This is a genomic window from Pseudomonas sp. GV085 (assembly GCF_003050925.1).
Classification (GTDB): domain Bacteria; phylum Pseudomonadota; class Gammaproteobacteria; order Pseudomonadales; family Pseudomonadaceae; genus Aquipseudomonas.
Window position 1 is genome coordinate 463,999 of the sequence record NZ_QAOV01000003.1, and the last position, 17,825, is coordinate 481,823.

General features: G+C 59.7%; 14 protein-coding genes. 2 read left to right on the forward strand and 12 right to left on the reverse strand.

Translation table 11 applies throughout. The annotated features are described in order from the left end of the window. The first annotated feature begins 170 nt into the window (after window positions 1-170). Together C8K63_RS09400 and C8K63_RS09405 are read left to right on the forward strand one after the other, a co-directional pair. Window positions 171-593 (forward strand): pilin, encoded by a 423-nt coding sequence (locus C8K63_RS09400; protein ID WP_108216456.1) that lies wholly within the window; start codon window positions 171-173, stop codon window positions 591-593. A gap of 300 nt (window positions 594-893) precedes the next feature. Beyond that, window positions 894-1,250, forward strand: coding sequence for a BON domain-containing protein (locus C8K63_RS09405; RefSeq protein WP_108216457.1), 357 nt, complete (start codon window positions 894-896; stop codon window positions 1,248-1,250). A 181-nt stretch (window positions 1,251-1,431) separates the two neighbouring features. Here the strand turns inward: C8K63_RS09405 and C8K63_RS09410 are convergent, their stop codons facing one another. The 12 genes from C8K63_RS09410 to C8K63_RS09470 all read right to left on the reverse strand — a co-directional run bounded on the left by C8K63_RS09410 (window position 1,432) and on the right by C8K63_RS09470 (window position 17,823). Next, a complete protein-coding gene (locus C8K63_RS09410; protein WP_108216458.1) occupies window positions 1,432-1,728 on the reverse strand; it encodes a DUF2845 domain-containing protein in 297 nt (98 codons plus the stop codon). Next, window positions 1,728-4,685 carry a DUF748 domain-containing protein gene (locus C8K63_RS09415; RefSeq protein ID WP_108216459.1) on the reverse strand — a complete coding sequence of 986 codons (2,958 nt, stop codon included), beginning with the start codon at window positions 4,683-4,685 and terminating at the stop codon, window positions 1,728-1,730. The genes C8K63_RS09410 and C8K63_RS09415 overlap by 1 nt, the downstream gene beginning before the upstream one ends. Before the next feature lie 93 nt (window positions 4,686-4,778). Next, on the reverse strand, window positions 4,779-5,795 hold the full coding sequence (locus tag C8K63_RS09420; RefSeq protein ID WP_108216460.1) for a class I SAM-dependent rRNA methyltransferase: 1,017 nt from the start codon (window positions 5,793-5,795) through the stop codon (window positions 4,779-4,781). A 209-nt stretch (window positions 5,796-6,004) separates the two neighbouring features. Further along, window positions 6,005-6,877 (reverse strand): oxygenase MpaB family protein, encoded by an 873-nt coding sequence (locus C8K63_RS09425; protein WP_108216495.1) that lies wholly within the window; start codon window positions 6,875-6,877, stop codon window positions 6,005-6,007. Window positions 6,878-7,018: 141 nt separating this feature from the next. Continuing rightward, on the reverse strand, window positions 7,019-8,956 hold the full coding sequence (gene acs, locus C8K63_RS09435) for an acetate--CoA ligase (protein WP_108216461.1): 1,938 nt from the start codon (window positions 8,954-8,956) through the stop codon (window positions 7,019-7,021). 303 nt (window positions 8,957-9,259) lie between these two features. Next, the gene (gene pgi / locus C8K63_RS09440; protein ID WP_108216462.1) at window positions 9,260-10,924 is read right to left on the reverse strand and encodes a glucose-6-phosphate isomerase; all 1,665 of its coding nucleotides are present in this window, start codon (window positions 10,922-10,924) and stop codon (window positions 9,260-9,262) included. Between the two features lie 224 nt (window positions 10,925-11,148). Beyond that, complete coding sequence (gene panD / locus C8K63_RS09445; protein ID WP_108216463.1) at window positions 11,149-11,529, reverse strand: aspartate 1-decarboxylase; 381 nt, start codon at window positions 11,527-11,529, stop codon at window positions 11,149-11,151. Between the two features lie 120 nt (window positions 11,530-11,649). Further along, window positions 11,650-12,510, reverse strand: coding sequence for a pantoate--beta-alanine ligase (panC, locus tag C8K63_RS09450; protein WP_108216464.1), 861 nt, complete (start codon window positions 12,508-12,510; stop codon window positions 11,650-11,652). Then, window positions 12,507-13,307: a 3-methyl-2-oxobutanoate hydroxymethyltransferase gene (gene panB / locus C8K63_RS09455; RefSeq protein ID WP_108216465.1), complete on the reverse strand. Its 801-nt coding sequence runs from the start codon at window positions 13,305-13,307 to the stop codon at window positions 12,507-12,509. The genes panC and panB overlap by 4 nt, the downstream gene beginning before the upstream one ends. A gap of 365 nt (window positions 13,308-13,672) precedes the next feature. After that, window positions 13,673-14,158, reverse strand: coding sequence for a 2-amino-4-hydroxy-6-hydroxymethyldihydropteridine diphosphokinase (gene folK, locus C8K63_RS09460; RefSeq protein WP_108216466.1), 486 nt, complete (start codon window positions 14,156-14,158; stop codon window positions 13,673-13,675). A gap of 3 nt (window positions 14,159-14,161) precedes the next feature. After that, the gene (locus C8K63_RS09465; protein WP_008050165.1) at window positions 14,162-15,562 is read right to left on the reverse strand and encodes a polynucleotide adenylyltransferase PcnB; all 1,401 of its coding nucleotides are present in this window, start codon (window positions 15,560-15,562) and stop codon (window positions 14,162-14,164) included. Between the two features lie 821 nt (window positions 15,563-16,383). Next, window positions 16,384-17,823, reverse strand: a complete 1,440-nt coding sequence (locus tag C8K63_RS09470) for a sigma-54 dependent transcriptional regulator (protein WP_108216467.1) — start codon at window positions 17,821-17,823, stop codon at window positions 16,384-16,386. Window positions 17,824-17,825: the final 2 nt, after the last annotated feature.

A 17,825-nucleotide genomic window follows, 5' to 3' on the forward strand; every position in this document is an offset into this window, starting at 1 on the left:
CAAACCCGCAAGGGTAAGGTGACAAAAAACGTCAGATAGTGCCGATCCTGGTAATAGGTAAGGGCTTTACCGCCACCATGCCCCCTGTCAACAGGGGCTTTTGGCCTTGGCACAGGCTGTGCTGCCATGGGGCAGGTCATGAGCTTTCGACTCATGCATGGAGCCTGTACATGAACAAACAAAAAGGTTTTACCCTGATCGAGTTGCTCGTCGTGGTGGCGATCATCGGGATCCTGGCAACTCTGGGACTGCCGATGTATTCCAAATACCAGGCTCGGGCCAAAGTCACGGCGGCGCTGGCCGAACTGACTGCAATGAAAGTGCCGTTCGAGGATGTGATCAGCCAGGGGGAAACCCCGACAATTGCCAACGTGGCGCCCGCCGGCGCGACATCGACCAACCACTGCGCCCTGTCTGTGACGGCTTCAACTGCGGAGGGGGCGGGATCAATCGTATGTACGTTGCACAATGCCCCGGGGGTGGTCCAGGGCAAAACCGTTATCCTGACACGGGACGAAACCAAAGGCTGGTCATGTAAGAGCAGCGTTTCCCCGGATTACTTGCCCAAAGGGTGTTCCGGTTCCGCGACATGAATAGCTGAATCAAATCCCCGCCATTGCGGGGTTTTTCCTGTTTATCGAACCGTCGTCAAAAGCTACAGAGAAAGCTCGGAAATTCAGGATCTTAGGAACTTTCCAGAAACCCGCAACTTGCATGCTGCGTTTCTGCGTCTCGTGCATTTTGCATGATTCCGAAAATTGGCTGATTTTATAATTTGTTGATTTATCAGGTTTTGTTCTCTGCTTTAAAGTTGGCATAGCGTTCGCAATATCCCAGGTAACCCTGCCGACATGGCACCCGGCAGACTTTTCCGAAAAACAGGAGTTACTCGTATGAAAAAGTTCGCTATCACTGCCGCTGCTGCGACCGCGCTGACCCTGACCATGGCCAACGTCGCGTTTGCTCAAACCACCCAGGCAACTCAGTCGCCAATGGTGCTGGCTGCCGGTGAAATGGCCAAAGCGAAAGAAGCTACTTCCGATACCTGGATCACCACTAAAGTCAAAGCCGACCTGATGACCGAAAAAGGTATTCCAGGTAGCGATATCAAGGTTGAAACCAACGAAGGCGTGGTATCGCTGTCGTCGACCACCGCCGTGACCGATTCGCAAAAAGAAATGGCAGTGGCCATCACCAAGAAAATCAAAGGCGTCAAGGCGGTCTCCGCTGACGGCCTGAAAGCCGAGTAAGGCAAAGCTTCTCGCCTGGACCGGGAGAAGGCGCGACAGACGGGCCGAGTCTTATGTCTGTTGCAACCTCAGTGTTCATGCGAAGGGCCATAAGGATGTGGCCGTCACGGGCCCCGCGCATTTTTGCCGGGGCCAAATCAATTGTGGGAGCGGGCTTGCTGCCACATTGGATAGTGGCAAATTAGTTGCCGCGTTTGCTGGTGATCTGCTTCAGCCGATTACCTTCGAACCGCAAGTATTGATACATCCCGCCATTCGGTCCGTAGGTCCATTCCTCGACCTGAAACTCCTCGCGCCGATCGGCACTGCGCTTGTAACCCAGCAGGTCGCGACTGACCGGTTCTCCGCATTTGTGCAAGACCTCACTCGAGCGATCACCGACGCTGATCAATTGGCTGCCACAGCGCAGGGTATCGGCCGCCCAGGCCTGACTGATCGATAGCGCCAGAACCAGGCCTGCCAGCAGCCACCGAATCATCACTCGGCATCCAGATGCATCGGTGTCACCACGCGACCATCACTTTGCGCCTCGCCCAGATTGGCGTCGATAAAGTACACCCGGTCGTCTTCCAGCTGCGCCTTGTCGACCAGGTAATCCTTGATGCTGCTGGCGCGTTCCTGGCCCAGTTGACGCAACAGCACGTCACTGGAGCTCCAGAACTTGATCACCTCGGCGCGCATTTTCGCGGTGCGCTCTTCCTTGCCCAGGTCCTTCCATTCGGCAGGGGGCTGGGTTTTCAGGCGGATGCGGTAGATACCTTCAAGCAGCGGGCCTTTTTCGTCGTCCGGCACTTCCAGCAACGAAGCCTGGGCCGGGACCTTGTCGCCGCGGCGCTGGAGCATTTTGTAGTAGTTGTACTGGTATTCACGCTCCAGGCGTTGTTCGGCGATCAGCGGGCCATCGCTGCTCTGGGCGGCGGTGCCTTCGATTTCCAGGCGCAGGGCCGGGCGCTCCTTGAGTGCTTTGGACAGTTTGTCCAAGGCACCTTCGGCGTCCTTGCCCAAGTCGCTGGAACCGGCTGCGAATGAAACGCTGCCCAGGTCTTCCGAGCCACCACCGTTGACCAGCCCGCCAATGAGTTTGAACGGTGCTGCCGCGGCTTTGACGATCAGGTTGCGCAGGCTCTGCCAGATAATCGGCATGACGCTGAACTGAGGGTTGTTCAGGTCGCCGCTGACCGGCAGTTCGATGGAGATCTTGCCATCGACGTCCTTGAGCAAGGCAATCGCCAGTTTCAGCGGCAGGCTCACGGCGTCCGGACTGTCGACTTTTTCACCCAGTTGCAGTTGTTCGACCACCACTTTGTTATCAGCTTTGAGCTGGCCCTTGGTGATCTGGTAGTGCAAATCGAGATTGAGCCGGCCCTTGCGGATACGGTAGCCGGCGAACTTGCCGGAGTAGGGCGTCAGCGTGGTCAGTTCCACGCGTTTGAAGCTGGTGGCGATGTCGAGGCTGGCCATCGGATCGAATGGATTGACGGCGCCCTTGATGGTCACCGGCGCATAGCGATCGACCTTGCCCTTGACGTCGACACCGGCCGGTTTCGGCTGGCGGCTGTCGATGGTGCCGATCTGCCCGTTGAGCTGCTGGATGGCGGTGGCGAAGTTCGGGGTCAGGCTGAAGTCGGCGAAGTTGGCCGAACCGTCATTGATGAAAATGCCGCCGATGTGGATGCCCAACGGCTTTTCATTGCTGGCCGGCTTGCTCGCTGCCGGTTTTGCCCCGGAGTCCGCGGGTTGCGGAATCAGCAGGTCATCGATGTTGGTGGTGCGATCATCGTTGATCATGAAGCGCGCATAAGGCTGGAACAGGTTGATCTTGTCGATAGACAGGCTGTCTCCATGCTGATAGTTCAGGCCTTCGACCACGACCTGTTGCCACTTGAGGAAGTCGCGGGTTTTCAGGGTGTCCAGGGTATGCAACTGATCGACCTGGGCGCGGCCGGCGATGCTGAAGGCCAGGGGCTCGGTGCTTTTCAGGTCGACCGCCAGATCGCTGCCGAGCATGCCGCTGCGCAGTTCCAGGCGAATGAACGGGGTGATGTAGGACTGAGCGACCCGCAGGTCGATGTCCCTGGTCTGGACCTTCAGTCTGGCGCTGACGGGGGCCAGGTTGACCTCGCCCTCGGCCATGATCCTGCCTTGCTTGCCCACACCGGTATCGAGCTTGAGGGCAAAGGGCGAGCCGTTGAGGCTGTCGAAGTTTTGCAGGTCGAGGTTCAGCGGGCTCAGATCCAGGGCGACGGCGGGTTGTGCCTTGCGGTCAGCCAGATGCACCTGGTAGTCGCGCAACTGCACGTCCTTGAGCAGCACTTGCCAAGGTTTGTCTGGCGCGGCTGGTTCAGGTTTCGGTGAGTCAGCTGCCGCCGGGGCGCTGGCCGGTTCGGCATCCGCCTTGGCTTTGGCTGCGGGTTTTGACGGTTGGCTGGCGAACAGTTTCTGCCAGTCGAGTTGGCCGTCGGACTCCAGGGCGGCCCAGGTTTCCAGTTTATGGCTGCGGATCTTGCCGACCACCACTTGCTGCTTGGCCAGGTCTACAGTGGTTTCGCTGACGTCCAGGCGTTCGAGCTTCACCAGCGGCCGACCATCCGGGGCCTTGATCGCGAAGGGTGCAATGTTGACCGCTACATTGCTCAACAGCAGCTCGGTTTCCTTGGCCAGGCTGAATTTGTAGTCGGTACTGATGCTCATGACGCCGTTTTCGAGGTCCAGTGGCACGGCGTCGCGCACATAGGGCCAGAAGGCTTTCATCTTGCCATCGGTGATTTTCAGCTTACCTTCGGAGGCGATCGGGACCAGGCTGAAGTTGCCGGTCCAGTCGATCTGTCCGCCATTGGGGCCGACGGCCACCAAGGTCATGTCGGCGCTGTCATCGGGCAGGGTGCTGAGGTTCTTCAACTCGAAATCGAGTGTGTCGTAGAGAAACTCGATGGGCTCGCTGGGCCGGGCATCTTCAAAGTGCACGGCGCCGCCGGCCAGTTTGATCCGCTCGATGCGCAGCGGAAACGGCTTGGCATCCGGGTCGGCGGGTGTAGGTTCGCTCGCTGGCAGTTTGAACAGCCCCAGCAGATTGAGTTTGCCGTCCTTGCCGAACAGGATTTCGGTCTTGGGCTTGTCCAGTTCGACATCGGACAGGTGCACCGCCTTGGTCCACAGGCTGTCGAGTTGCAGATTGGCGTACAGGCGTTCGAAACCGACCTGCTCCTTGCCGGGCTCGCCGATGTTCAAGCCCCACAGGGTCAGTTCAAGGCTGAACGGATTGAATTCGATCCGCTGGATCGTGGCGGGTGTAGTGGCGTAGTTGGCCAGTTGCTGGTTGGCAACGCGCAGCGCGACACCCGGTAAAATCAGAAAACCCAGCAAGCTGTAGAGGGCCAGAGCAGTCAACAAGGCGCCGACGGCGCGAATCAATCCTTTGTACATGTGCGGCTTCATCTGTCTGGATCGGAGTGCCTTGGAGTATGGCACGCGTTTCCGGTTCCCAAGTGATCGCCCTGTTCAGTAAGTTTCAGATTTCTCCCACAGTAATCAGAGCTGCAAGATCAGGGTTTTCAGCGGTGGTTGCTGATCCATCGACGGGAAGTCGGCGCCCGGCTTCATCACGCTCCACTCACGCACCGGCCGTCCGGCCTTCTCTGCGCAACGCAAAACCTGCTCGCGCCAGTCGTCCATGCTGACTTTCGCCAGGTTGTTGCAGCAGATCAGCACGCCGTTGTCGGCAGTGGTCAGCAGGGCCGGTTTGAGCAGGCTCTGGTAGTCGCGCAGCAGGTCGACGGTGCCGAATGCGCTCTTGGCCCACGCCGGAGGGTCGAGCAGCACCAGATCGTACTGGCGCTGTTCCAGGCGCTGATAGCTCGGCAGTTTTTGCCCGCGGCGCTGGCTGATCGGCAGGCCGGCCAGTTGGCGAATGGCCGGGAAGTAGTCGGACTGGATAAATTCCATGGTTGGCAACTGCGGATTGAGTTGACCGTTCTCTCGGCCGACCGCCAGGTTGCCTTCGGCGAAGTCCAGGTTGCACACCTCGCGCGCACCACCGGCGGCAGCACTGAGGCCGACACCACAGGTGTAGGCGAACAGGTTCAGCACGCTTTTGTTTTTGCTGTGGTCCTTGACCCAGCCACGGGTGTTGCGCAGGTCGAGGAACAGCAGCGGGTCTTGTCCGGAATGGCGACCACGCACCCGATAGTTCAGGCCCCATTCGTGGCCAACCAGGTCTTGCAGAGCGGCTTCGTCGGCGCGGTAGACGATGTCTTCGCGATCGATGCGCGAGTTGCCACGGGAGCGGTCGTTGTAGACCAGCAGGGTGTCAAAACCCAGGTGCTGATTGATCGTTTCGTGCAGTTGCAGCAGTTCCTCGCGTTCCAGCGATTGGTGGAAGCTCTGCACCATCAGTTGCGGACCGTAGCGGTCGATGGTCAGGCCACCGGCACCTTCCTGGCTGCCGTGGAACAGGCGATAGCAATCGGTGCCCTGGCTGTGCAGCTCCGTCAGCAGATCCTGGCGACGTTCGAGGGCGGCGCGCAGCGCCTGATTCAAGGAAGACATGCTGGGCGCCTTGCAGGAGGGAATTGGGCGCGGGAGTTTAACACTGTGGAACAGAGATGAGGGGCTTGCCCGTGGCGAGGGAGCTTGCTCCCGCTGGGCTGCGAAGCGGCCCCAAAATCCTGGTACGTTTCGATTTATATGCGAGTGCTGCGCACTCGAGCGGGAGCAAGCTCCCTCGCCACAGAGTGATCACATTCAAGGACCTGTACTCAGGTCAGCAACCCCATCCGCCGTTTGGCCCGCTGCACCGATCCATTACGCACCGCCCAGCGCAGCATCGGCGCACTGCGATTGACACTGGCGCGGATCAGCTTGCGTTGCAGCGGGTTCTGGCTGACGCCGAGCATGTCACTGGCCCAGTCCGGCAGCAGATCGATCCCGGCCTGCATCATCAAACCGCCGAAAGGCTTGGCCAGGCGACTGGGGGAGGGGGCGTTCAGCAACAGGTGCAGGACTTCACGACTGCGCTCGTCACACAGCAGTTTTGGACGGATGCGCTCAAGGTAGTCGGCAATTTCCCGCCGCGAACGGGGTACATCCCTGGCCCCGAGTCGCTCGGCGATCAGGGCAATTTCAGCGTAATAGCGATCCTGATCGGCTGGGGACAGGTGCGGATTGCGATAGCGCAAGTGTGCAGCGAGGAAATTACTGACTTCCGCCACGTGCACCCATGTCAGTAAATCGGGATCGCTGGCAGCGTAGGGGCGCCCATCCGGCGCGGTGCCGGTAATCTGCAAGTGGATGGTACGGACCTTCTCGATCAACCAGTCTGCGTCCTGTCGTGAGCCGAACGTAGTGCCGGAAATGAACTGCCCGGTACGGCGCAAGCGGCCGAGCATGTCTTCACGAAAGTTTGAATGGTCCCAAACCCCGGCCAACGCCAGCGGGTGCAGGGCTTGCAGCATCAGGGCACTGATGCCGCCGATCAGCATGCTGCTGAAATCGCCATGGACTTGCCAGCTCACCGAGTCCGGCCCGAACAGCCCGGGGTCGCCCTTGGGGTTTTCCAGGTCGAGTTTGCCCAGGGACAAACCGCTCAGGCTCATGATCTGGGTTTCGATGCGGGTGCGGATGAATTCCATGGCCACTCTGCCACTCTGTAGGGGCGAGCTCGCTCGCGATGGACGTTAACGATAACGCGTGTTTCCTGAATGTACACGGCGCGTCGGAGTTCATCGCGAGCGATCGAGCGTCGACCGGCTGCTCCTACAGAAGACAGTACGTCATTGATTCAGGCGTTTATCGATCAAGTCTTGCACCACGCTCGGGTCAGCCAGGGTCGAAGTGTCGCCCAGGCTGTCGAGTTCATTGCAGGCGATCTTGCGTAGAATGCGCCGCATGATCTTGCCTGAACGGGTTTTCGGCAGGGCCGGCGCCCACTGGATCAAATCCGGTTTGGCGAAACTGCCGATTTCCTGGCTGACGAGGGCCAGCAATTCTTTCTTCAGTTCATCGCTGGTTTCGACGCCTTTCATGGGCGTGACGAAGACATAGATGCCCTGGCCTTTGATGTCGTGGGGATAACCGACTGCAGCTGCTTCGGCGATGCTCTCGTGCAGCACCAGGGCGCTTTCCACTTCGGCGGTGCCGATGCGGTGGCCGGACACGTTGATCACATCGTCGATGCGCCCGGTGATCCAGTAATCACCATCTTCATCGCGTCGTGCGCCGTCACCGGTGAAGTAGTAGCCGGGGTAAGGTTTGAAATAGGTGTCGACCATGCGTTGCGGGTCGCGATAGACGCTGCGGATCTGTGCCGGCCAGCTGGACTTCAAGGCGAGTACGCCGCTGCCGGCGCCTTTGATTTCCTTGCCCTGCTCGTCGAGCAATACCGGCTGTACGCCGAACATCGGTTGTGTCGCGCAACCGGGCTTGATCCGCTGTGCACTGACCAGCGGGCTGAGCATGATGGCGCCGGTTTCGGTCTGCCACCAGGTATCGACGATCGGGCAGCGCTCTTCGCCGACCTCATGGAAGTACCACTGCCACGCTTCCGGGTTGATCGGCTCGCCGACCGTACCGAGCAGCCTGACGCTGGCGCGGGATGTTTGTTTCAACGGTTCGGGGCCTTCGCGCATCAGCGCACGCAGCGCCGTCGGGGCGGTGTAGAAAATGTTCACCTTGTGCTTGTCGATCACCTGCCAGAAGCGCGAGGTACTCGGGTAGCTCGGTACACCTTCGAAGATCAGCGTGGTCGCGCCGTTGGCCAGCGGGCCGTACACAATGTAGCTGTGGCCTGTGACCCAGCCGATGTCGGCGGTGCACCAGAAGACTTCGCCATCGCGGTAGTCCAGCACGTACTTGAAGGTCATCGCGGCTTGCAACAGGTAGCCGCCGGTGGTGTGCAGCACGCCTTTGGGTTTGCCGGTACTGCCGGAGGTGTAGAGGATGAACAACGGGTCTTCGGCGTCCATCGGCTCGGGCAGGCAATCGGCGCTGGCATCGTCCAGGGCCTGGTGATACTTGATGTCCCGTCCATCGACCCAGTTCACCTGCCCCTTGGTGCGCTCGACCACCAGCACGCTGCTCACGTCCGGGCAGCTTTGCAGCGCCTTGTCGACGTTCTGCTTGAGGGGCACGACCTTGCCGCCGCGCACGCCTTCGTCCGCGGTAATCACGGTACGACAGTCGGCGTCGAGAATACGATCGCGCAACGAGTCCGGGGAGAAGCCGCCGAACACCACCGAATGCACCGCGCCAATGCGGGTACAGGCCAGCATGGCGTAGGCCGCCTCGGGAATCATCGGCAGGTAGATGCACACGCGGTCGCCTTTTTTCACGCCACGGCTTTTCAGCACGTTAGCCAGGCGGCAGACGTTTTCATGCAAATTTTTGTAGGTAATGGAGGTGGAGTCGGCAGGGTCGTCGCCTTCCCAGATGATGGCGACCTGATCGCCGCGTTTTTCCAGGTGCCGGTCGATGCAGTTGTAGCTGACGTTCAGCTTTGCACCGGCAAACCAGCTGGCCTCACCGGTCTTCAGGTCGTAGCGCTGGACGGTCTGCCACGGTGCGCTCCAGTCGAGGAAGCGGGTGGCCTGTTCAGCCCAGAACGTACTGGGGTGTTCAACGGACTCGCGGTACAGGCGCTGATAGTCGTCTTGACTCAATTGTGCAGCCCGGCGGACGGCATCGGCTTTGGGGAACGTGCTGATATCGAACATGACGGTTCCTTATTCTTGTTTTGCGACAAAGATAAAGATGCGCCGAGTAGTCAAAGGGTTCAAGTCAGTCGCCAATCGGTATGGAGACAGGCTCACTGCAGAATGAGAGAACACCATAAACCACTGTGGGAGCAGCCGGTCGACGCTCGATTGCTCGCGATGGGGGCGTGACAGTCAATATAGTTGTCGACTGTCAGACCGCTATCGTCGGATCGCCGCCCGGAGCAAGCTCGCTCCCACAGGGAATTTCTTTCGTCCACAGACTCTGTGCTCTACACAAAGCCTGTGGGCTGTGCTGTCAAATCACCCGCGGTGACGACCACGGAAGTAGTTGATCAGCCCTTGGGTCGAGGCGTCCTCGGCCGCGGTTTCTTCGCTGCCGACCAGGCGGTTGTAGACGCCTTTGCCCAGCTCCTTGCCCAGCTCCACTCCCCACTGGTCGAAGGCGTTGATGCCCCAGATCACGCTTTGCACGAAGACTTTGTGCTCGTACATCGCCACCAGTGCGCCGAGGCGACGCGGGCTGATGCGCTCGACCACCAGGGTGTTGCTCGGGCGGTTGCCCGGGATCACCTTGTGCGGCGCGAGTTTGTGCACCTCGGCCTCACTCATGCCTTTCTCGCGCAGTTCGGTTTCGGCCTCGCCAAGGGTCTTGCCGAGCATCAGCGCCTGGCTCTGCGACAGGCAGTTGGCGTACAGCCACTGGTGGTGGTCGGACACCGGGTTGAAGCTGACGATTGGCACGATAAAGTCGGCCGGAATCAGCTGGGTGCCCTGGTGCAGCAACTGGTGATAGGCATGCTGACCGTTGCAACCTACGCCGCCCCAGATCACCGGCCCGGTGTCAGTGGACACAGGCTTGCCGTCCTGGCGTACGCTCTTGCCGTTGGATTCCATGTCCAGCTGTTGCAGGTGCTTGGTGATGTTACGCAGGTAATGGTCGTACGGCAGGATCGCGTGGCTTTGGGCGCCCCAGAAGTTGCCGTACCACACGCCGAGCAAGGCCAGCAGCACCGGCATGTTCTGTTCGAACGGCGCGCTCTGGAAGTGCTGGTCCATGGTGTAGGCACCGGACAGCAATTCCTTGAAGTTGGACATGCCGATGGCCAGGGCAATCGGCAAGCCGATGGCCGACCACAGCGAGTAGCGCCCGCCGACCCAGTCCCACATCGGGAAGATGTTCTCTTCGCGGATGCCGAACGCTACCGCGGCGGCGTTGTTGCTCGATACCGCGATGAAGTGACGATACAACTCGGCTTCCGAACCACCCTGAGCCAGGTACCAGGCACGGGCGGCCTGGGCGTTCTTCAGGGTTTCGAGGGTGTTGAAGGATTTCGACGAGACGATGAACAGCGTGGTTTCGGCACGCAGCTTCATGGTCAGTTCGTGGAACTCGCTGCCGTCGATGTTCGCCAGGTAATGGCAACGCACGCCTTTCTGGGCGTAAGACAGCAGCGCTTCGGACACCAGCTCAGGGCCGAGGAAGGAGCCGCCGATGCCGATGTTGACCACGTCGGTGATCGGCTTCTCGGTGTAACCACGCCACAGACCGTCGTGGATACGGCCGACGAGGTCGGTGATCTGGTTCAGCACCTTGTGCACTTCGGGCATCACGTTGACGCCGTTGACCGACAGCTTGTCGCCAACCGGGCGGCGCAGGGCGGTGTGCAGGGCCGGACGGCCTTCGGAAGAGTTGACGATTTCGCCGTCGAACAGCGATTTGATTGCGCCCTTGAGGTCGACTTCGTTGGCCAGACCCACCAGCAAATTGCGGGTTTCGGCGTTGATCAGGTTTTTCGAATAGTCGAGAAACAGGCCGCAGCTGCTGAGGGTGAATTGAGTAAAACGCTGCGGATCGGCATTGAAGGCTTCGCGCATGCTGAAATCCTGCATGGCTTGGCGGTGGTCATTCAACGCTTGCCAGGCGGGCAAAGCGGTAACGTCGTGAGGAGTGCGGTAATACGCCATCGCTGCGGGTTTCCTTATTACTTGAACGGCCTTTTGAACACTAAAAATCCCGGAGCGCTGTGGGTGGGCGTTCCGGTCAACTGCGTCGACACGATTTCATGGCGCAGGGCGAATACAGTAAACCCCGCGCAATGATCTGTCTTGCCTTTGTCTGACCTGTTTCCGGTACTTTTTTAACACCAAAGTTAGGAACGGTCCGACAAACGGAAGAGACAGGACTCGGATCAGGCGACCTGGACCGGAATGGCGTTGCTGGTGTGGCTCAGTTCATTGCCCGGCGCCATGTAGAGCATGCGCGGCTTGAAGTTGAGCAGTTCGGCTTCGCTGTAATGGGCGTAAGCGCAGATGATCACGCGATCGCCGACCTTGGCCTTGTGCGCCGCGGCGCCATTGACCGAGATCATGCGCGAACCTTCTTCACCACGGATGGCGTAGGTGGTGAAGCGCTCGCCGTTGTCGACGTTGTAGATCTGGATTTGTTCGTACTCGTGGATGCCGGACAGGTCCAGCCATTCACCGTCGATGGCGCAGGAGCCTTCGTAATCGAGTACAGCGTGGGTGACTTCGGCGCGATGCAGCTTGGCTTTGAGCATGATGGCGTGCATGAGTATTTCCCAGGTCGGAATCGAACGGCGGGCAGCGCCCACAGGCGCGTAGGAGCTGCCGCAGGCTGCGATCTTTTGATCTCGCCGTTGCTTTTGGTTTTGTTTGTTTGATCTTGCTGCTTAAACCGCAGCGTCGAGGTTCAGGTGCAGGTTGTCGATCAACCGCGTCGTACCGAGGAACGCCGCCACCAGAATCACCAGGTCACGATCCTGCGCCGTCGCTGGGCGCAAGGTCAGGGCATGGCGGACTTCCAGATAGTCAGGACGCAGGCCGGCCGTTTCGAGCTGTTTGATCTGGGTGTCGATCAGCGCCGGGTAGTCGCGTTCGCCCTGCTTGATCGCCTCGCCGATCGCTTTCAGCGTGCGGTAGACCACCGGTGCCACAGCGCGTTGCTCTTCGTTGAGGAAGCCGTTGCGCGACGACAGTGCCAGGCCATCGGCCGCCCGTACGGTCGGCTCACCGATGATCTGGATCGGCATGTTCAGGTCATGTACCAGCGCACGAATCACCGCCAGTTGCTGGAAATCTTTTTCGCCGAAAATCGCCAGGTCCGGCTGGACCATGTTGAACAGCTTGCAGACCACTGTCGCCACGCCTTCGAAATGCCCCGGCCGGCTGGCACCGCACAGGCCTTCGGACAATTGCGGCACGCTGACGCGGGTCTGGCCGGTCATGCCGTCGGGGTACATCTCTTCAACAGTGGGGGCAAACAACAAATGGCAACCGGCCTGGAGCAGTTTTTCCTGGTCGGCGGCAAGGGTGCGCGGGTACTTGTCGAGGTCTTCGCCAGCACCGAATTGCAGCGGGTTGACGAAAACGCTCGCAACCACGAAGTCCGCCCGCTGGGAGGCTTTGGTCACCAGCGCCACGTGGCCGCTGTGCAGGTTGCCCATGGTTGGCACAAAGGCGATACGCTTGCCTTCGCTACGGGCACGGGCCACTGCGGCCCGTAGTTCGCGTACGGTTTTTACGGTGTTCATGCAGAGAATCCGTGTTCGATCCCAGGGAAGGTCGCCGCTTTGACTTCAGTCACGTAGGCATTCAGTGCTGCTTCAATGCTGGTTTGGCCAGTCATGAAGTTTTTTACGAATTTTGGCAAGCGGCCGGTAATGGACAGCCCCAGCATGTCGTGCAGAACCAGCACCTGGCCGTCGGTGCGATTGCCGGCGCCAATACCAATCACCGGTATCTTCACCGCCTGGGTGATTTCTTCGGCCAGTTCGCTCGGGACGCACTCGAGCAGCAACATTGCCGCCCCGGCCTGTTCCAGGGAAATCGCGTCGGCACGCATCTGCCGGGCCTGGTTTTCATTGCGACCCTGGACCTTGTAGCCGCCAAGGATGTTCACCGATTGCGGCGTCAGGCCCATGTGCGCGCAGACAGGGATGCCGCGTTCGGCCAGCAGGCGGATCGAATCGGCCAGCCACAACGCCCCTTCAACCTTCACCATATGCGCGCCGGCCTGCATCAACAGGGCGCTGTTGGTCATGGCTTGCTCGGTGGTGGCGTAGGCCATGAAAGGCAGGTCGGCGAGGATCAAGGCGTCGCTGTTACCGCGTTTGACGGCGGCCACGTGGTAAGCCATTTCGGAGGTGGTGACAGGCAAGGTGCTGTCATGGCCCTGCAAAACCATGCCGAGGGAGTCGCCCACCAGCAGCACTTCGACGCCAGCCTGATTGCAGGCGTGGGCGAAGGTCGCGTCGTAGCAGGTCAGCATGGTGATCTTTTCACCTTTTTGCTTCAGACCTTGCAGAGTGGTCAGGGTGATGGCTGGCATGAAAAACTTCCTCATTCAGGCGCTGTGGAAACTACTGCGAGTAACGCGCGTGATTCTTCGTTGAATACAGGCGCACGTTCTTTAGTCGTGCTTTTAAGGCCTGGATTGCGCCCTTGAATGCCGTGTTAGCGGCAGCGGGACGCCTATAGTCGTGAGGAGAACGAGGGAAGTCAATTGCGTGTGTTACCGCATTGTTACGGGTGGGGTGTTACCGGGGTAACTGATGCGATTCAGCAGCGGATGCCGCGCTCGACGCAAAACCGATGTGGGAGCGAGCCTGCTCGCGAATGCGGTGTGCCAGTCAACGCCAATGCGAAATGACACACTGCATTCGCGAGCAGGCTCGCTCCCACAGGGGATTTGGGTCAGTTCCGGGGGAGGCGTTCCAGGCCGACGAACGGGCATGCCTCGAGCAGTTCGGCCAAGGTCCGGCCATCGGCCAGGCGCAGATCCGCAGGGGCCAGTTCCGCCAGCGGATACAACACGAAGGCCCGTTCCTGCATATGGTAATGGGGAACCTTGAGGCGCGGTTCGTCGATCAGGCGATTACCGAACAGCAAGATGTCGAGGTCCAGCGTGCGTGGCCCCCAGCGCTCAAGGCGCTCGCGACCCTGGCCGTTTTCGATGGCCTGCAAGGCATCCAGAAGGTCCAGCGGCGCCAGCGTGCTGTCGAGAGCGGCCACCGCATTGGTGTAGCGCGGTTGTCCGGGTAGCAGAGAGTCACTTTGATAAAACGCAGAAACCCCGACCAGCGCCGTTTGTGGCAAATGCGCCAGCGCCTCGATGGCGCTGCGCAATTGTTCGGCGGGGGCAGCCAGATTGCTGCCCATGCCGATGTAGATGCGTTCCATGGATTACTCGCCCGTGGTGCTCGAGGCGCCGGCGGCGCGTTTGCGCTTGGAACCACCGCTGCGGCGACGCTTGCGCGGGGCGCCGGTGCCTTCGTCCTTGCCGCTGAGGTCGCGAATCATGTCACGGCGCTCGCTTTCGTTGGCGTCCTGGTAGTCCGTCCACCATTCGCCCAGGCCATCGGTCTGCTCGCCGGCGCTTTCGCGTAGCAACAGGAAGTCGTAGCCGGCGCGGAAGCGCGGATTGTCCAGCAACAGATCGGCACGTTTGCCGCTGCGGCGCGGCAGGCGTTCCTGCATGTCCCAGATCTCGCGGATCGGCATGGTGAAGCGTTTCGGAATCGCGATCCGCTGGCACTGTTCGGCAATCAGCTCGTGTGCCGCTTCCTGCATCGCTGGAATCGGTGGCATGCCACGCTCCTGCAGGCGCAGGACGCGGGCCGGCAGGGCAGGCCAGAGCAGGGCTGCAAACAGGAACGCCGGGGTGACCGGTTTGTTCTGCTTGATCCGCAGGTCGGTGTTGATCAGGGCTTCGCTGATCAGGGTGTGGGTGTACGTCGGGTTGTATTCCAGTGCTTCGGCGCTGGCCGGGAACAGTGGATCGAACAACTGCAGGTCGACCAGCATTTCAAACGTATCGGCGGCATGGCCGGAGAGGAATAGCTTGAGCACCTCTTCGAACAGGCGGGCCGACGGGATCTCGCGCAGCATCGGTGCCAGGCCGCGGATCGGCAGGGCGCTGTGTTTTTCGATGCCGAAGTTCAGCTTGGCGGCGAAACGCACGGCCCGCAGCATCCGTACCGGGTCTTCCTGGTAGCGTTGCGTCGGATCGCCGATCAGGCGGATCAGGTGGTTGCGGATGTCGTGTACGCCGTTGGCGTAGTCGAGGATGCGTTCGCTGACCGGATCGTAATACAAGGCATTGATGGTGAAGTCGCGACGTTGCGCGTCCTCTTCCAGGGTGCCATAGACGTTATCGCGCAAGATGCGCCCGCTTTCGTTGCGCGAAGACTGATTGCTGTCTTCCTCGTCTTCGTTCTGCGGGTGATTGGCGCGGAAGGTCGCGACTTCGATGATTTCGCGGCCGAAGTGGATGTGCACCAGTTTGAACCGGCGCCCGATGATTCGCGCGTTACGGAATTCGGCCCGTACCTGCTCCGGTGTGGCGCTGGTGGCAACGTCGAAATCTTTCGGTGTGATACCCAGCAGCATGTCGCGCACGCAACCGCCCACCAGGTAAGCCTGATAACCGGCGCTCTGCAGGCGTTCAACGATATTCACCGCGTAGCGGCTGAATTGCGCCTTCTGCAGCGAGTGTTGGCCGCTGTTGAGCACTTCAGGCGTGCTGCGAATGTGTTGCGTAGGACGCTTGGGAGAACGGAATGACTGGAACAGCTTCTTCAGCATGGGATGCACTGTTTGAAGGAATATTCGGCCATAACAGAAGAATGACCGCATGATGGGCGGGGATTCTAGCATTTAGTCGGGGGATGGTGTAGGACACAGCAGATATGAGCTGTAGGTCGCACGCTGTAGGAGCGAGCTTGCTCGCGAAAAGCGCAAGAGCGGTGCGGGGTGTCTGGTTTTACGCGTTATCGTTCACGACCATCGCGAGCCAGCTCGCTCCTACGGTAAGCAGGTGCGCAGATTCTGGAATCGCAGAAACCACAAGGGGAGCCGAAGCTCCCCAAGAAGTAGTTGCATGCTCTATTTTTATTTTTGGTTTCGGGCTTCTTGTTTTTGTTGAGTGCCCTCGCCATGAAGCTTTCCTTCATGACCCTCCCAATCGGGAGTCAAGAGCAAACGGATTGCTTTGGTCGCTGTGTTGCAGTGATCTTGCGATCCAACCAGTACAGGCTCTGTCTTAAGACAGTTTTTGTTGTTCTCGGCCTGGTCGTGGGGCTAGCCCCAAATACAACGCCTCTCCAAAAGAATCAGTTAGCTGCGCCTCTCGCCGTCTTGTTTTTATTGTGCGTGAGTCGATTCGTCTTATTTTTATTGTCTTGTGCATTGCTTGTTATTGTTCTTGTACCAAACATATAGCAGGGTGCGTGCCAACTTTTGCGAAACCCAATAAAACAAGGGGTTAGGCCGGCTGCAAGGCAATTCGAAGGCCAAAAAAAACCGGGGCTTCGTTACCGTAAGCCCCGGCTTCTGTTACGTGAAAAAACTGAGGTAACAGTTTTTCCACAAAGTCACGTGTTACCCGCACATGAGACAGGTGTGGTTCAGCTTTCGCTGGCCACCCCGGTCTTGCGCCGCGGGATGCCCAGGCGCTGACGGCGCTCCCACAGGCATTTGCGGCTGACCCCGAGTTTGCGGGCCAGCTCGGTTTCGGTCATGTGGTCCTGGTGCTCGAGGACGAAATGCTGGAAGTAGTCTTCCAGGGAGAGGTCTTCGGTCGGCTCGTGATTGCTGTTACTGGCATTGCCATTGCCCTGTTGTGGGGGCAGGCCAATGAATTCGTCGTCTTCCAGGTCGCCCAGCTCGATGTCGATGCCCAGCAGCTCGGCGGAAATTTCCGGGCTTTCGCACAGGATAACGGCACGCTCGACGGCATTTTCCAGTTCGCGAACGTTGCCCGGCCAGGAGTAGTGACGAATGGCTTGCTCGGCATCCGCGGCGAATTTCAGGTCGGTGCGGTTGATTCGCGCACTTTGCCGCGCCAGGAAGGCGTTGGCGATTTCGTTGACGTCCGCACCGCGTTCGCGAAGGGCTGGCAGCTTCAGCGCGATAACGTGGAGGCGGTAATACAAGTCTTCGCGGAACTGGCCGATCTTCGCCAGGCTCTTGAGGTCGCGGTGAGTCGCGGCGATCAGGCGCACATCGACTTTTTGCGACTGCACCGAGCCCACGCGACGAATTTCGCCTTCCTGCAATACGCGCAGCAGGCGAGCCTGGGCTTCCAGTGGCAGTTCGCCGATTTCGTCGAGGAACAAGGTGCCGCCGTCCGCCGCTTCCACCAGGCCGGCGCGTCCGGCGCTGGCGCCGGTGAATGCGCCTTTCTCGTGGCCGAACAGTTCGGACTCGATCAGGCTTTCCGGAATAGCCGCGCAGTTCACCGAAATCATCGGTGCCTTGGCGCGTTTGGACAGGTTGTGCAGTGCGCGCGCCACCAGCTCTTTACCGGTGCCCGATTCGCCCTGGATCAGAACGTTGGAGTCGGTTGGTGCCACTTTGCGGATCTTGCCGTACAGGTCCTGCATCGGTGGGCACGAGCCAATAATGCCGATTTCACCGTTGCTGTTGTCGGTACCGGATTTTGCCGCGCCGTTGGCTGCTTTGCCGGCAACGGCCTCACCACCGGTTTGTACCGTTTGTCGGTCACGCAGGATTCGTGCGGCGGCTTGCAGCATTTCGTCGTGGTCGAATGGCTTGGCAATGTAATCCACTGCACCCATTTTCATCGAGTCGACTGCCGAGCGCAGGCTGGCATAGCTGGTCATGATCAGCACCGGCGTGCCTTGGGCTAGCTTGATCAGCTCCGTGCCGGGCGCGCCCGGCAGGCGCAGGTCACTGATGATCAGATCGAACGAGGGAATGGTGAAGCGTTCTTGTGCTTCCTGCACTGATCCGGCTTCGCTGACCTGGTACTGGTTACGTTCCAGCAGGCGGCGCAAGGCGGAGCGGATAATGGTTTCGTCTTCGACGATCAAAATGTGCGGCATTG

Coding starts and splice junctions, on each gene's coding strand:
- C8K63_RS09400 (WP_108216456.1), top strand. CDS start 171: ATGAACAAACAAAAAGGTTTTACCCTGATCGAGTTGCTCGTCGTGGTG.
- C8K63_RS09405 (WP_108216457.1), top strand. CDS start 894: ATGAAAAAGTTCGCTATCACTGCCGCTGCTGCGACCGCGCTGACCCTG.
- C8K63_RS09410 (WP_108216458.1), bottom strand. CDS start 1,728: ATGATTCGGTGGCTGCTGGCAGGCCTGGTTCTGGCGCTATCGATCAGT.
- C8K63_RS09415 (WP_108216459.1), bottom strand. CDS start 4,685: ATGAAGCCGCACATGTACAAAGGATTGATTCGCGCCGTCGGCGCCTTG.
- C8K63_RS09420 (WP_108216460.1), bottom strand. CDS start 5,795: ATGTCTTCCTTGAATCAGGCGCTGCGCGCCGCCCTCGAACGTCGCCAG.
- C8K63_RS09425 (WP_108216495.1), bottom strand. CDS start 6,877: ATGGAATTCATCCGCACCCGCATCGAAACCCAGATCATGAGCCTGAGC.
- acs (WP_108216461.1), bottom strand. CDS start 8,956: ATGTTCGATATCAGCACGTTCCCCAAAGCCGATGCCGTCCGCCGGGCT.
- pgi (WP_108216462.1), bottom strand. CDS start 10,924: ATGGCGTATTACCGCACTCCTCACGACGTTACCGCTTTGCCCGCCTGG.
- panD (WP_108216463.1), bottom strand. CDS start 11,529: ATGCACGCCATCATGCTCAAAGCCAAGCTGCATCGCGCCGAAGTCACC.
- panC (WP_108216464.1), bottom strand. CDS start 12,510: ATGAACACCGTAAAAACCGTACGCGAACTACGGGCCGCAGTGGCCCGT.
- panB (WP_108216465.1), bottom strand. CDS start 13,307: ATGCCAGCCATCACCCTGACCACTCTGCAAGGTCTGAAGCAAAAAGGT.
- folK (WP_108216466.1), bottom strand. CDS start 14,158: ATGGAACGCATCTACATCGGCATGGGCAGCAATCTGGCTGCCCCCGCC.
- C8K63_RS09465 (WP_008050165.1), bottom strand. CDS start 15,562: ATGCTGAAGAAGCTGTTCCAGTCATTCCGTTCTCCCAAGCGTCCTACG.
- C8K63_RS09470 (WP_108216467.1), bottom strand. CDS start 17,823: ATGCCGCACATTTTGATCGTCGAAGACGAAACCATTATCCGCTCCGCC.